The organism is Paenibacillus mesotrionivorans, assembly GCF_046098205.1.
Lineage (GTDB): Bacteria > Bacillota > Bacilli > Paenibacillales > NBRC-103111 > Paenibacillus_AR > Paenibacillus_AR mesotrionivorans.
The window spans coordinates 1-13,125 of the sequence record NZ_JBJURJ010000001.1 but is presented as its reverse complement, the minus strand read 5'-3'; the positions used below and the strand labels follow the sequence as shown (position 1 = coordinate 13,125).

Sequence of the window (13,125 nt, the reverse complement as noted above, 5' to 3'; positions counted from 1 at the left end):
CTGTAGGCACATGGTTTCTACATAATTTGCCCGTACAATTAAGCCAGTCCTGCTTGGGTAAACGTGTGATGTAACACACCGGCAAGGACGAATGCGCATGGTACGGGAGGACATGTTATGTTGATGAAAAAAACTGTGATTATGACCATTGCAGGTATGCTGCTTATGGCCGGAGCTGCGTTGGCTGACGGGACGTCGGGTGTCGTAGACCACACAGAGCACGGCAGCGGGCAAGGCGGAGAGAGCCATGATATGGGGCATGATACGGATTCCCACGGAAGCCACATGAAAGCCAAGTCTTCAGATGACTCCGCTTCGGAACACAATGAAACCTCCGCATCAGGGAGCCATAGCCACGGCAACGAAGCGGATCTTGTGGAGACCCCCGCCAATGTACGGGTGCTGGGCAGCTTCGCCGCGTTGAACGGCGCTTTTTTCATTATCGGCGCCTGGAACAAATTCGGGCCCAAACCGGAGCGGATGGAGGGGCAGCAACATGAATAATCTGCTGCAATTTTCATCCCTGAAGCGATTCATCCAGAGCCGGTGGTATCCCGGTTTGTTCCAATGGGCAGCCATGCTGGTGTTTGCCGTGATTGTGGTGGAGCTAGTGGCGGGAACTGTTAACCCCAGCCGCAACTTCGGCACCTCTATGACCTGGGTGCTGTGGTGGCCGGCCATTCCCGTATTGTTCCTGGTTCTGGGAAGGTTCTGGTGCGCTGTTTGCCCCTTCGGCAAGCTTAGTGACCTGGTTCGTAAGGCGGTTGGCGCAGAACGGCCCATGCCCCGTTTTTTAAAGAAATACGGTATCTGGTTCATCGACTTTTTCTTTATTCTGATCACATGGTCCGACCATATCTGGGGGATCGTGGAGTCACCCCGGGGTTCGGGGTATCTGCTTCTGCTGCTGACCACTATGGTGGTGGGGACGTCGGTTTTTTATGAGCGGCGGACCTTCTGCAAGACCTTATGCTTTTTGGGCGGGCTGGCCGGCAATTATTCCCGCTCCGGTATGTTAGCCCTACGGGGAACACCGGAAATATGTAAAGGCTGCAAAACCCAGTCCTGCTACAGGGGCAACGAAAAGGCGGAGGGCTGTCCTATGTTTGAGTTTGTGAAAACCATGGACAACAGCGCCGACTGCAACCTGTGCGGCAATTGCGTCAAATCCTGCCCTAATGATTCCGTCCGCATCTTCCTGCGCAAACCCACCTCGGAGCTATGGGGGATTGGGAAGCCTAGAATGGAGCACGCCTTTCTGGCAGCAGTCATCATGGGCATCGTTTTCGTTCAGAACATCACCATGCTGGAGATCTGGCAGCAAATCCTCGGCGTCATCGGGAAGGTAACCGGCACTGCCAATTATAATGTGAATTTTACGGTGGCCTTTATCTGCTCCATGCTGATACCCATCGGTCTATTATGGTTGGCGGCGCGGCTTACCGCAGGGAGCAGCCAACCGAAGGATGCGGTGATGAAAAATTTTATCCGCTTCGGCTATGCCATTATTCCGCTGGATTTGGCAGGTCACCTTGCCCATAACCTGTTTCACGCTTTTACCGAGGGCAAGGCCGTCTGGTTTAATACCACCGGTCTGTTCGGATATCCCATGAGCGGGGATTTGGCGTTTGCCTCTACTGGAGTTGTGCAGCTGCTGCAATATCTGGTGGTTGTGCTGGGCCTGGCCGGTTCCGTCTATGCGGTTTACCGGATCGGAGGGAGAGCTTCCTGGCGCAAGCTGCTGCCTTATTACGCCCTGATGCTGCTTTTGGCTGCTATCAATATCTATTTGTTCTCTTTGCCTATGATGCACCGGGTATAAGAAAAACGGCGGCTCCTCCAATTGGGGAAGCTGCCGTTTTGGGCTAATCCTTTAGAGTAAACGTCAAATTCCCTCGTAGTAGCTGTATTCATACCGAGCAGGTACACATGTGGGGAACGGATTCACATCGGCAATGGTAAACACCGGATAATGCTTTAAGGCAAACTGGGTATGATACAAATATTCCATCAGCAGCAGCTCTCCGTTTTCAATTCCGCACAAGATTCCGCTGGTTCCGGTCCCGTTTTGCATGGATACACCTACCGGACTCCCCACAAGCGACGCCGCTTTCATCTGCCAAGGCATAGACGGATTCCTCCCTAGATTAATAGCCGGTTTGCCCCGTCAGGGCTGACGGCAATGGCACTATAGCCTATGCAGGCGGTAGCCTCAAGGTGACCCGGATTTGCGTTCCAGCTGCCGTCATGTCATGATGGAATTGGACAAGAATGGGAAAAAGGAGCGGAGAATCGTGCTGCGCAATGCGAGAAAAGAGGATGCCGCCGGAGTTCTGCCCCTGATGATGGACGCTATCGGCGACATCGCCTACAGTCTGACGGGCGAGGAGAGCCCGGGGGAAGCCATGGCAGTGTTGGAGGAATTCTACTGCCGTGAAGGGAACCGGCTTAGTTATGAGAATGTTACCGTGCTGGAGAAAGAGGGGCGGGTGGCTGCTTTTATGCTGGCTTACCATGGCAGCAGAGCGGAGGTGCTGGACAGGCCGCTGAAGGCCAGGCTGGAGGCCAGCGGCAAATCGGCTGCAGCCATCGTCTGCGAAGCCGGATCGGACGAGTATTACCTGGACAGTCTGGCGGTCCATCCGGATTTCCGTGGGCAGGGTCTGGGAACGCTGCTGCTGGAGGAATTCGGCAGATTGGCCGCACAGGCGGGATGGGGAAAGCTCAGCCTTCTGGTGGAGGAGCATAATGGAGGCGCGCGGAAACTATATGAGCGTTTAGGATATGCACCGCAGGACGCCCTTATGGTCGCCGGGCACCGGTATGACCGGATGGTGAAACAGGTTTAGCAGGTTCACGGGGGGCGGGGACTCTAACGGATGCAGGAGCCTCTATTCCGACCCAAATCAGGATGCCGGATTTCTAACGGAAGCAGGTGCTCTTAGTCGGGCAAATGAACCGTCTTACCCCGAGTTTTTCCGGAAATAGCGTCTCTGGCCGCCGTTAGTCTGAATCTGGCTAGTCAGGATCCTGTCCATCGTCTAAACTTGTAACAAATTCGTACCAATTGAATCATGACATCTGTAAGGTGCAGCGGTAATATTGAAGGAGCATTGCAAACGTGTGCTAAGGAGGAAATACCTACTATGTCCCATCCCGAATGTATGTATTGCAACCATGACGAACGCCTGGACAAGCTGATGATCGAAATCGGACAGCTGTCTGTTTCCACACTGTACCTGTTCCGCGAGCAAACCTACCGCGGCCGTGTACTGGTGGCCTTGAACGGTCACGCCCGTGAAATCTTCGAGCTGCCGGAGGATACCCGCAATAGCCTGGTAGCCGATGTGGCCAAAGCCGCAAACGCGGTGCAGCAAGCCTTCAATCCCGGCAAGGTGAATTATGGCGCCTATGGCGACACCATGCCCCATGTCCACTTCCACATCGTCCCCAAGTATGAGGGCGGCGAGCAGTGGGGGACTACCTTTGTCATGAATCCGGCTCAAACCTATCTGTCGGATGAAGAATATGCCGGCCTGATCAGCGAAATCAAGAAGCATCTGTAAGCGGCGGCACAAAGCCAAAAAGAGCCTCGGGGAATCCCTCGGGGCTCTTCTGTGTTGGTGGCAGGTCAACGGGACCTTATTCGTCTACTTGTTTGATCACCCTCGCCGGATTGCCGCCGATCACGACGTTGTCCGGGACATCCTTGGTAACCACCGAACCGGAGGCAATCACCACGTTGTTGCCGATGGTAATGCCGGGGTTAATCACTACGCGGCCGCCGATCCAAACATTGCTGCCGATGGCGACGGGTTTGCCGAATTCGGCGCCAGTATTGCGGAGGTCCGCCTGCAGGGGATGGCCCGCGGTGTAAATATGGACACTGGGTCCAAGCAGGCAGTTGTCCCCGATGCGGATTTCGCAAACGTCCAGGAACACACAATCGAAGTTGGCGTAGAAATTCTCGCCTACATGAATATTGTAGCCGTAATCACACCGGAAGTCGGGCTCAATATAAATCTGGCTGCCTGTGGAGCCCAGCAGATCCTTGAGCAATGCCTTCCGTTGTCTGGTTTCGGATTCGAGGGTCTGGTTGAACAGCCGGGTCAGCCTCCGTGCTTGGAGCCTGTCCTGGGTCAGCACTGGATCGGCCGCATTATAAAGCTCTCCGGCGAGCATCTTTTGTTTTTCGGTTTTGACGGACATATGGATGTTCCCTTCCGTGAAGTGTTTAACAGCTTCTATTTTACCACAAGAACCGGCAGATTCCTCGGAAGGGAAAGGCGATTTCACCGATTTGTGCGTTCTCTTAAAAAATTATATTTCCCCCAAAATATATTTTCATCAAATAGCTTGGAAAATCGGTAACAACGGTTACCGATTTTTTTATTTGGATTTATTATAATCTGATTAACCAATAGATGATCCAAAGAAGCTTGCAGGCAGGTATGTGAACAAATTCACGTAATTAACCGCCGGTTCAAAAAAAGCTTCGGGAAAAATGGAGAGGAGCCTAACCATGACTGCAAATAATAATCTCCGTAAAGAAAAACTGGTTCTCGTCGGCAACGGAATGGCCGGCATGAACGTGATTGAACAAATTCTCAAGCTCCAGCCACAGCAGTATGAGATCACCGTGATCGGCGAAGAGCCTCATCCCAATTATAACCGGATCCAGCTTTCCTATGTGCTGGAGGGCAGCAAAGCCCTGCCGGATATTATTCTTAACCCGATCGAGTGGTATGCGGAGAACCGGATCCGCCTGTTCACCGGCACCAAGGCTGAGCACATCGATACTGCTGCCAAGCTGGTGCGGCTGGATAACGGAGAGGCTGTGGAATATGACAAGCTGATTCTTGCTACCGGCTCCAAGCCGTTTATTCTTCCGGTGCCGGGTGCGGACAAGGAAGGGGTTGTAGGCTTCCGCAGCATCCAGGATTGCGAGGACATGATGCAGGCAGCCAAGTCGTACCGCAAAGCGGCTGTAATCGGAGGCGGTTTGTTGGGTCTGGAGGCAGCTCGCGGCTTGAAGGAGCTGGGCATGGAGGTTTCCGTCATCCACCTCATGGACCGGCTGATGGAACGCCAGCTGGACCCGGTTTCCGCAGGAATGCTGAAGTCCGAGATGGAAGCCCAAGGTTTATCCTTCTTCATGCAGGCGCAAACCTCGGAGCTGCTGGGAGACAGCCGTGTAACCGGAATCCGCTTCGCTGACGGCAGTGTGCTGGAGACGGATTTCGTCGTGATGGCTGCCGGGATCAAGCCCAATGCCGAGTTGGCCCAAGCCAGCGGCATTCCCGTGAACCGCGGCATTCTGGTCGACGATTATATGCGTACTGAGTTTGAAGGCATCTATGCCGTAGGAGAATGCAACGAGCACCGCGGCATGTGCTATGGACTGGTGGCTCCGCTTTATGAGCAAGGAGCCGTATTAGCTAAGCTGCTCTGCGGAATGGAACCTTCTCCGTATACCGGTTCCACCGTTTCCACGAAACTGAAGGTATCCGGTGTGGATGTATTCTCTGCCGGTGAATTCCTGGATGCGCCCGGCCTGACTGCCTTGACTGTTCATGATCCCTGGAAAAAAATCTACAAGAAAATCCTTCTTCGGGGTAATGCCGTTGTCGGCGGAGTGCTGTTCGGTGATGTGGCTGAGTCTGTGCGTCTGGCCCGCTGGACTGCCGAGCAGGCGGAGATGACAGAGGACATCCACCAAGCCTTGATGGGAGGCGGCGGCTGCTGTGGCGGCGGCAGCAAAACCAGCGCGGTAGATGCCATGGCTGACAGCGATATTGTCTGCGGGTGCAGCGGCGTAACCAAAGGCGTGATTTTGAACGGTATCAAGAACGATGGCTGGGCCAGCGTGGACGAAATCAAGCAGCATACGGGAGCTACCCGTTCCTGCGGCGGCTGCAAGCCGATGGTAGAGGCGCTTTTGGCCTCCGCGTTGGGAGCCGATTACGCAGCAGGCGCCCCTGCTAAGGCAGGTATCTGCGGCTGCACTGATAAGAGCCGGGAAGAAATCGTAGCGGCTATCCGGGAAAAAGGTCTGCATTCTGTCCGTGAAGTCATGAACGTGTTGGAATGGCATGAGCCGGAAGGCTGCTCCAAGTGCCGGCCGGCCTTGAATTACTACCTGGGCATGATCTGGCCGGAGGAGTACGAGGACGAACGGGAATCCCGGTTTGTCAATGAACGGCTTCACGCCAATATCCAGAAGGACGGCACCTTCAGTGTGATCCCGCGGATGTATGGAGGTGTAACCAGCCCTTCGGAGCTGAAGAAAATCGCCCAAGTGGCAGAGAAATATGATGTGAAGATGGTCAAGGTAACCGGCGGCCAGCGTTTGGACCTGCTGGGTGTGAAGAAGGAGGACCTACCGAAGGTATGGGAGGAGCTGGATATGCCTTCCGGTTACGGCTACGCCAAGTCACTGCGTACTGTAAAAACCTGCGTCGGCAACCGCTTCTGCCGCTTCGGCACCCAGGATTCCATCGGGGTAGGCATCGAGCTGGAGAAGAAATTCGAACGGCTGTGGATGCCGGCCAAGTTCAAGATGGCGGTTAACGGCTGTCCCCGTAACTGTGCGGAATCCGGGACCAAGGATTTCGGCGTAGTAGGCAATGACGGGGGTTGGGATATCTTCGTCGGCGGCAACGGGGGCATTAAGCTGAGGGGAGCCGATCTTCTCTGCAAGGTCAAAACCGATGAAGAGCTGGTAGCCATTTGCGGCGCGTACATCCAGTATTACCGGGAAACCGGCAAGTTCGGTGAACGGACCAGCGAATGGGTGGAACGGATTGGTCTCGACGTTATCCGCGAAGCCGTTGTAGATAACCTTGATTCCCGTCAAACTCTTGTGGAGCGGGTGGAGCTGGCCCTTGCCCAGGTGGAGGACCCCTGGATGAAGGTGCGCACCGACAGCGGCCTGCAGCAATCTCTGTATGAGAATGTGGCTGTACACCAGTCGTAAGATCGATTTTGAACAAAGGGGAGAAGAGATATGGCAGAGATGACGTATGTGGAAATCGGCCCCGTGGAGCGGTTTCCCAGCCGGATCGGAGTCCGGGTGCAAGCAGGCGAAGAGGAAATTGTCGTGTTCCGTCTGACAGACGGACGGATCGTGGCGCTGGAGAACCGCAGCCCTCACCGTAAGGGCGGGATTATCAGCGAAGGTATGGTCAGCGGCGAGTATCTGTATGATCCGCTGTATGATTGGAAGATCAGCCTGTTGACAGGGGAAGTGCAGGCTCCCGATAACGGCCAAGTGAAGGTCTATCCCGTGTTGGTGGAAGCGGGCAAAGTCAGCATCGGAATGGACAGCCGATAAAAGGGGGCAGCGCGTATGTACCGTGAATCGATTGAAACGGTAGTGGATTCGGCTTTAAAGCGCAAAAAGCTAATGGATGAAAGCCTGCTGCGGTATCTGATTGCCGCGGGTCTGGCCGGCGCCTATGTGGGACTTGGTATCATTCTGATTTTCTCCGTAGGGGCGCCGCTTTTTGCCATCAAATCCCCCGTTACCTCATTGGTGATGGGCGCCAGCTTCGGCGTAGCGTTGACCCTGGTTATTTTTGCAGGCGCGGAGCTGTTTACCGGGAATAATATGATCTTCACTCTAAGCTCGCTGACAGGGGCCACCCGCTGGCGGGATACCTGGAAGAACTGGCTCTGGTGCTTCCTGGGCAATCTGATCGGGGCGATGGTGCTGGTGATGCTGGTCAAGGGCTCCGGGCTGTTCAATGGCATCAAAGCGGATCATTTGCTGATGGCTACGGCCGCCAAAAAAATGGCGATTCCCTTCTGGCAGGCTTTCTTCCGCGGCATTCTCTGTAACTGGTTCGTCTGCCTGGCCATCTGGACCTCCATGCGGGCGAAAAGCGATTCAGCCAAGCTGATCCTGATCTGGTGGATGCTCTTCGGCTTCATCGCCTCCGGCTACGAGCACAGCATTGCCAATATGACGGTGCTGGGGCTGGCTCTGGTCCTGCCCCATCCGGAAACCGTATCCCTGGCCGGCTGGTTCCATAATATGGTTCCTGTCACACTGGGAAATATGGTGGGCGGCATCGTTTTCCTGGGGATGATGTACTGGTTCATCACCCCTGTCCGCATCGGATCCAAAAAACTGGATGCTTAACCGGCACAAGCTCTTCCGACTGTGGAAGGGCTTTTTTTCCATAATAAAGAAAAGGGAGTTTTCTTGACGGCGCACCTGGGAAAGGATCATAATAGAGGAGAAAAAAAGGAGGGATAAAATGGAAGCGACTGTTGTAGCAAAGGATCAGTTGCAATTGGCGGTGCTCAGGGCTGAGGGGACGTTTGCGGATTTTCAGTTGGGCAAGGACGTGAGACGGGCATGGCAGGAGCTTCAGGCCGCGCTAGCGGATCACAAATCCCTGATTGTCAACGACTCCATCGGATATGTTATTTATCCGCAGTGGGGCCTGGAAGGGCAGGGCAATGGAGACAACCATACCCTGTGGGTAGGCGTGCAGGTGAAAAGCTTCGAGGACCTGCCGGCGCAGGTAGAGCAGGTGACAATTCCCTCCCGGCGTTATGCGGCTGCGCCGTGTGTGGGAGGCAAGGAGGAGATGTACCGGATGTACGGGGAATTGCGGGAATGGGCCATCCGTCAGGGCTGTACCATCGACAATTCCGAGGGTGCATGGACCGTGGAAGCCAACCGGTTGAAGCCTGTGAACCCGTTCGAAATGCCGGCGGAGAGTATCGAAGCTTTTGATTTCGATATTCTTTATGCCATTAAATAGTTTGGTTAACTACATTAAATAGATTTGTGTAAGCGCTTGATTATGTGGGTAAGATCACGTATTGGCCGGCCTTACGTTGGGAAGCAGCAGCTGATAAATGCTCTTTTTGGAACAGAAAAGCCTGTCCGGCCTTTGATGGCTGAACAGGCTTTTTAATTTGCAGAAGGTCTAACTTTAACCGGGTAATCGGGTGTGTTAACGGACTGAGGAGACGTTATTAATACCAATAGCCGGCTTATGTTATGCTTCGCGGACACAGAAGACCATATTGATGCATCCGGCAGCCTTAAGGAGTCGTTTTTGGCCATTTAGCGGAGCGTCAGTCCGTTAAGATGATAAAACGCCGTTTTTGCTTGAAATAGCGGAGCCTGGGTCCGTTACCCAAAGAGATGGCGCACTATCAATTGTCAAATCCGTGGGGAACAGGCCGGCTTCATTAATTGGCGGCCAGAATGCTCTCGATTTTCTCCAGAATCTCCGGTGCCAGAGTGATGCCGGAGGCAGCCGCGTTTTCTACCACCTGCTGCGGACGGCTGGCTCCTACCAGAGCACTCGCTACGTTAGGCTGCCGCAAAATCCAGGCCAGCGCCAGCTGCGCCACGGTAATGTTCAGCTCCTTGGCAATAGCGGTAAGCTCCACAACCTTGGTGATTTTCTCCTCGGTCAGCCCCTTGCGCATGTTCTCCAGCTTAGCAGCCCGGCTGTCTGCGGGAATATCCGACAGGGAGGTGTACTTGCCGCTTAACAGGCCTTGCGCCAGCGGCGAGAATACCACCTGGCCGATTCCCTTGGACTCGCCCAGTGGAATAATATCCTTTTCAATATACCGGTTGAACATGTTGTATACCGGCTGGTTCACCACAATGCGGTCCAACAGGTACTTGTCCGCTACAGCCAGCGCCTCGGCCATCTGAACGGCGGTCCATTCACTGACGCCTGCATACAGGATTTTGCCCTGGGTCACCAGATCGTCGATGGTGCGGAGGGTTTCCTCCACCGGGGTTTCCGGGTCGAAGCGGTGGCAGTAGTAAACATCCACATAATCCGTGCCCAGACGACGGAGGCTGGCATGCAGCTGCTCAAACACATGCTTGCGGGACAGGCCGCGGTCATTGGGGCTGTCGCCCATCGGCCAGAACACCTTGGTCGCCAGAACGTAGCTTTCTCTTCTATAAGTGCGGAGCGCATCACCTACAACCTTTTCCGCTTCTCCACGTTCATACGCATTGGCCGTATCGAAAAAATTGATTCCCAGCTCATAGGCTTTATGGATGGACTGCACCGCATTTTCCTTCTCCACATAGCCTCCGTAGGTCAGCCAGCTGCCCAGACTGATCTCGCTTACCTTTAATCCGGTTTTGCCCAGTTTGCGGTATTGCACGGAACATTCCTCCTTCATAGTGATCGGCATACTCTTCCATCCTAGCCCACTTGTCCCCATTTTAAAAGTACTGAAATGATTATAACTAGGTTACGTTGAGGTAAGTGATGGGTGTATGCTTCTTATCTGAGGAGTGGAAGCCCGCAAGGGGACATGCTAAAATGGGCAAGAGGTGAAACTTGTCCCATGGCACAGGATGAATGTTTTGATATTTTCGATGAACATATGAACCCTATTGGAATGGCAAGCCGCAGAGAAGCCCATGAACAAGGGATGTGGCACCGGACCTTTCACTGTTGGGTGCTTCGCAAGGGAAGCTCCGGCTGGGAAATTCTGCTTCAATTACGGCATAAGGACAAAGACACGTATCCCGGGCTTTTGGATGTATCCAGCGCAGGACACCTGCTGGCCGGTGAGCAAGTGGAGGATGGGGTGCGGGAACTGGAGGAGGAGCTGGGGATCGGCGTTCCTTATTCGGAGCTGTTCTTTGCAAGTGTATCCGCAGATGAAACCTTTTTGCCTGACGGATGGATTGACCGGGAATTCTCCTATATCCACCTGTATGCCTGCGCCCTGCCTTTGGAGGCGTATAAGCTGCAGCCGGAGGAGGTATCCGGTCTTTTGGCTGTTCCCGTCGAGGAATGGGAGGCCCTGGTCCGGGGGAATGCGGAATCCGCATCCGCACACGGCATCATATACGATGAATGGGGGCATTCCCCGCAGAAAGTCGGACGGCGGATTACCTTGGAGGATATGACTCCCAATTCGCAAAGCTATTACGATAAGCTGTTGGCAGGGATCGGGCAGTTGACCCGGGGGAGGAACCGATGAAGCTCATCTATGGAACGGGGAATCCCGCCAAGCTGAAAACCATGAAGGAGATGCTCCGGGGAATGCCGCTGGAGCTGGACGGATTGAAGGAGGCGGCCGCGGCGGCAGATACACTTCTCCCTGAGGTGGATGAAAGCGGCAGGGAGCCGTTGGAGAATGCGCGGATCAAGGCGCTGGCGTATTACCGTGCACTGGGGCAGCCGGTTTTTTCGTGTGATTCGGGCTTATATATTGATGGTCTGCCCCAAGAAGAGCAGCCGGGGGTGCATGTCCGCCGGGTTAACGGCCGGGTGCTGACCGACGAAGAGATGATCCGGCATTATGCGGACTTGGCCAAAGCACACGGAGGTGCGGTCAAGGCGCGTTACCGGAATGCCATTTGTCTGGTATGGGACGAAACGCACCTCATCGAGTATGACGGGGATGATCTGGCGGGGTCCGCTTTTCTGTTGGTGGACACGCCGCACCCGGCCCGGGATGTCGGCTTCCCCCTGGATTCCATATCCGTGGAGATTGCAACGGGAAACTATTACATGGATATGCAGGATGAGCATAACAGCGTGTTTGAAGAGGAGATCAGTGCGGCTTTCCGGCAATTTTTCGCCAGCAGTCTTTCCGGTCTGCAGAATATTCCAAGAAAGCTTGAACAAGCCGGAAAATGAAGCCTTCTCCCGAATATAGTAAGAGTGTAAGGAGAAGGAGGAATCATCATGCAATTTTTTGCTGACCGTTATCAACTATCCGAACCATGGAGCAAAGCCGCCGACGGATGGCTGGCCGCTGCACGTGACCCGAAGCTGGGCCGCGAGGTGCTTCTGTGGCGGACGGTTGTGCTAAGCGATGTCGAGAAGGAGGAGCTGCTGCGTCGTTTGGGGGCGGCAGCCCGTTATTCCCATAACCGGTTTATGCACATACTCGATGTATCGGTTACCGGAACCGAGGTTTATGCTGTATTGGCCAAAAAGGAAGGCTTCCGGCTATCCGACCGGATTCATGCTCTGGGCTGGAACAGCCGGGACATACTGGAGCGGCTCAAGGAGCTGATTCCCGCTATCCGTGAGGCGAAACGGGAAAGGCTGCCGGATTTTGCGATCACCGCAGATAATCTGTGGCTGGATCATACGGGCAGACTCCAGATCATTCAATATTGGCTGGCCGCACCGGAAAAAGAACGGGATGTGTACGGGTTTGCCACTTTATTGTACCAGCTGTGCACCGGAGGCACCGAAGGGCCTGCATCCATGCGGGAGTTCCAGCAGGCTATAAGCCATCGTTTGGATGGTTTGCCGGGGGGCACTTCCCAGGCAGCTGCGGATTGGGCCAGCTCGGCATTTTTGCCGTCTTGCACACTGCGCCAGATAGAGGAGGGACTGGAGCGGCTGTTAACTCCCCGGCAGGAGAAGAACGTTGCTGCGGAGCAGGCTGGTGTCGGAGCCGCAGCAACCCACAACCGCAGCAGGAAAAAGGCGGAGGAGCCTGCTAAGCCCGCAAAAGAGCCTGTCCGGCAGTATACGGCTCCGGCTGCTCCAACTGAGGATGAAGAAGAGGAGGAGGTTTCTCCTTCATCCCGGCTGCGGCCCTGGCTTATTTTCAGCGGCATTGTGATGCTTATCGGCTTTCTGGGTGTATTTGGAGTCTGGTTTGTGACCCGGCCACCCTCGGCTGAAGCGCCTGCCCCCACGGCAACCACTGCTCCGGCAGCAGGAAGCGGGGGAGCTTCCGCCTCTGCCAACGGTTCTCCCGGCAAAGGAACGGCCTCCTCGGCCAAACCTCCGGCAGGGGCAGCCTCCGCCACTCCGTCAGCTTCACCGCGGGTATCCCTGTCGCCTAGTACGGCATCGGGGGCGAATCCGTCTACGGCAGCCGGCCAGTCCGAGCAAACCACTGTCCCGGCTCTAACCGGCAAAACTCTGGAGGAAGCCTCCCAGGCAGCCCTAAAAGCAGGTATGCGTTATGAGTATCTCTTGGAAAACGGAGATGCGGCCCAAAACACTGTACTCCGCCAGGAGCCCGCTGCGGGAACACCGGCCGTTAAAGGAGATAAAGTTGTGTTTTGGGTCAGTAAAGGGAAACCACAATAATAAGCAACATAATAAATATTATGTAAACTAAAATATGGATTCGACTGGAGGGTTACCG

Annotated in this window: 14 protein-coding genes; 11 read left to right on the top strand and 3 right to left on the bottom strand. The window is 54.7% G+C overall.

Annotated elements, in window-relative coordinates; genetic code table 11:
- The first annotated feature begins 117 nt into the window (after positions 1-117).
- Positions 118-504, top strand: coding sequence for a hypothetical protein (locus tag ACI1P1_RS00070; protein WP_416214312.1), 387 nt, complete (start codon positions 118-120; stop codon positions 502-504).
- Positions 497-1,822, top strand: a complete 1,326-nt coding sequence (locus ACI1P1_RS00065) for a 4Fe-4S binding protein (protein WP_416214311.1) — start codon at positions 497-499, stop codon at positions 1,820-1,822. Before ACI1P1_RS00070 ends, ACI1P1_RS00065 begins: the two co-directional genes overlap by 8 nt.
- Before the next feature lie 63 nt (positions 1,823-1,885).
- Here ACI1P1_RS00065 and ACI1P1_RS00060 read toward each other — a convergent pair whose 3' ends face one another.
- On the bottom strand, positions 1,886-2,128 hold the full coding sequence (locus ACI1P1_RS00060; RefSeq protein WP_416214310.1) for a hypothetical protein: 243 nt from the start codon (positions 2,126-2,128) through the stop codon (positions 1,886-1,888).
- A gap of 100 nt (positions 2,129-2,228) precedes the next feature.
- On the opposite strand from ACI1P1_RS00060, the gene ACI1P1_RS00055 reads away from it, so the two are divergent.
- The gene (locus ACI1P1_RS00055; protein WP_416214309.1) at positions 2,229-2,849 is read left to right on the top strand and encodes a GNAT family N-acetyltransferase; all 621 of its coding nucleotides are present in this window, start codon (positions 2,229-2,231) and stop codon (positions 2,847-2,849) included.
- A 297-nt stretch (positions 2,850-3,146) separates the two neighbouring features.
- Positions 3,147-3,566, top strand: a complete 420-nt coding sequence (locus ACI1P1_RS00050; RefSeq protein WP_416214308.1) for an HIT family protein — start codon at positions 3,147-3,149, stop codon at positions 3,564-3,566.
- A gap of 76 nt (positions 3,567-3,642) precedes the next feature.
- Here the strand turns inward: ACI1P1_RS00050 and ACI1P1_RS00045 are convergent, their stop codons facing one another.
- On the bottom strand, positions 3,643-4,209 hold the full coding sequence (locus ACI1P1_RS00045; RefSeq protein WP_416214307.1) for a maltose acetyltransferase domain-containing protein: 567 nt from the start codon (positions 4,207-4,209) through the stop codon (positions 3,643-3,645).
- Between the two features lie 313 nt (positions 4,210-4,522).
- Between ACI1P1_RS00045 and nirB the strand changes: the two genes are divergently transcribed.
- The 4 genes from nirB (at position 4,523) to ACI1P1_RS00025 (ending at position 8,774) form a co-directional block, all read left to right on the top strand.
- Positions 4,523-6,976, top strand: coding sequence for a nitrite reductase large subunit NirB (nirB, locus tag ACI1P1_RS00040; protein WP_416214306.1), 2,454 nt, complete (start codon positions 4,523-4,525; stop codon positions 6,974-6,976).
- 30 nt (positions 6,977-7,006) lie between these two features.
- Positions 7,007-7,333 carry a nitrite reductase small subunit NirD gene (gene nirD / locus ACI1P1_RS00035; protein ID WP_416214305.1) on the top strand — a complete coding sequence of 109 codons (327 nt, stop codon included), beginning with the start codon at positions 7,007-7,009 and terminating at the stop codon, positions 7,331-7,333.
- Positions 7,334-7,348: 15 nt separating this feature from the next.
- Entirely contained in the window at positions 7,349-8,143 is a 795-nt protein-coding gene (locus ACI1P1_RS00030; RefSeq protein WP_416214304.1) for a formate/nitrite transporter family protein, read from the top strand.
- Between the two features lie 118 nt (positions 8,144-8,261).
- Positions 8,262-8,774: a GyrI-like domain-containing protein gene (locus tag ACI1P1_RS00025; protein ID WP_416214303.1), complete on the top strand. Its 513-nt coding sequence runs from the start codon at positions 8,262-8,264 to the stop codon at positions 8,772-8,774.
- 436 nt (positions 8,775-9,210) lie between these two features.
- Here ACI1P1_RS00025 and ACI1P1_RS00020 read toward each other — a convergent pair whose 3' ends face one another.
- On the bottom strand, positions 9,211-10,155 hold the full coding sequence (locus tag ACI1P1_RS00020) for an aldo/keto reductase family protein (protein ID WP_416214302.1): 945 nt from the start codon (positions 10,153-10,155) through the stop codon (positions 9,211-9,213).
- A 186-nt stretch (positions 10,156-10,341) separates the two neighbouring features.
- Between ACI1P1_RS00020 and ACI1P1_RS00015 the strand changes: the two genes are divergently transcribed.
- The 3 genes from ACI1P1_RS00015 to ACI1P1_RS00005 are packed head-to-tail and all read left to right on the top strand — an operon-like array spanning position 10,342 to position 13,067.
- The gene (locus tag ACI1P1_RS00015; protein ID WP_416214301.1) at positions 10,342-10,986 is read left to right on the top strand and encodes an NUDIX hydrolase; all 645 of its coding nucleotides are present in this window, start codon (positions 10,342-10,344) and stop codon (positions 10,984-10,986) included.
- Positions 10,983-11,648: a non-canonical purine NTP pyrophosphatase gene (locus ACI1P1_RS00010; RefSeq protein WP_416214300.1), complete on the top strand. Its 666-nt coding sequence runs from the start codon at positions 10,983-10,985 to the stop codon at positions 11,646-11,648. Before ACI1P1_RS00015 ends, ACI1P1_RS00010 begins: the two co-directional genes overlap by 4 nt.
- A gap of 48 nt (positions 11,649-11,696) precedes the next feature.
- Entirely contained in the window at positions 11,697-13,067 is a 1,371-nt protein-coding gene (locus tag ACI1P1_RS00005; RefSeq protein WP_416214299.1) for a PASTA domain-containing protein, read from the top strand.
- Positions 13,068-13,125: the final 58 nt, after the last annotated feature.

What these genes read in the sequence shown, in the direction of transcription:
- ACI1P1_RS00010 (WP_416214300.1), top strand. Translation starts at nt 10,983, where the DNA reads ATGAAGCTCATCTATGGAACGGGGAATCCCGCCAAGCTGAAAACCATG.
- nirB (WP_416214306.1), top strand. Translation starts at nt 4,523, where the DNA reads ATGACTGCAAATAATAATCTCCGTAAAGAAAAACTGGTTCTCGTCGGC.
- ACI1P1_RS00025 (WP_416214303.1), top strand. Translation starts at nt 8,262, where the DNA reads ATGGAAGCGACTGTTGTAGCAAAGGATCAGTTGCAATTGGCGGTGCTC.
- ACI1P1_RS00050 (WP_416214308.1), top strand. Translation starts at nt 3,147, where the DNA reads ATGTCCCATCCCGAATGTATGTATTGCAACCATGACGAACGCCTGGAC.
- ACI1P1_RS00070 (WP_416214312.1), top strand. Translation starts at nt 118, where the DNA reads ATGTTGATGAAAAAAACTGTGATTATGACCATTGCAGGTATGCTGCTT.
- ACI1P1_RS00045 (WP_416214307.1), bottom strand. Translation starts at nt 4,209, where the DNA reads ATGTCCGTCAAAACCGAAAAACAAAAGATGCTCGCCGGAGAGCTTTAT.
- ACI1P1_RS00030 (WP_416214304.1), top strand. Translation starts at nt 7,349, where the DNA reads ATGTACCGTGAATCGATTGAAACGGTAGTGGATTCGGCTTTAAAGCGC.
- nirD (WP_416214305.1), top strand. Translation starts at nt 7,007, where the DNA reads ATGGCAGAGATGACGTATGTGGAAATCGGCCCCGTGGAGCGGTTTCCC.
- ACI1P1_RS00015 (WP_416214301.1), top strand. Translation starts at nt 10,342, where the DNA reads ATGGCACAGGATGAATGTTTTGATATTTTCGATGAACATATGAACCCT.
- ACI1P1_RS00005 (WP_416214299.1), top strand. Translation starts at nt 11,697, where the DNA reads ATGCAATTTTTTGCTGACCGTTATCAACTATCCGAACCATGGAGCAAA.
- ACI1P1_RS00065 (WP_416214311.1), top strand. Translation starts at nt 497, where the DNA reads ATGAATAATCTGCTGCAATTTTCATCCCTGAAGCGATTCATCCAGAGC.
- ACI1P1_RS00060 (WP_416214310.1), bottom strand. Translation starts at nt 2,128, where the DNA reads ATGCCTTGGCAGATGAAAGCGGCGTCGCTTGTGGGGAGTCCGGTAGGT.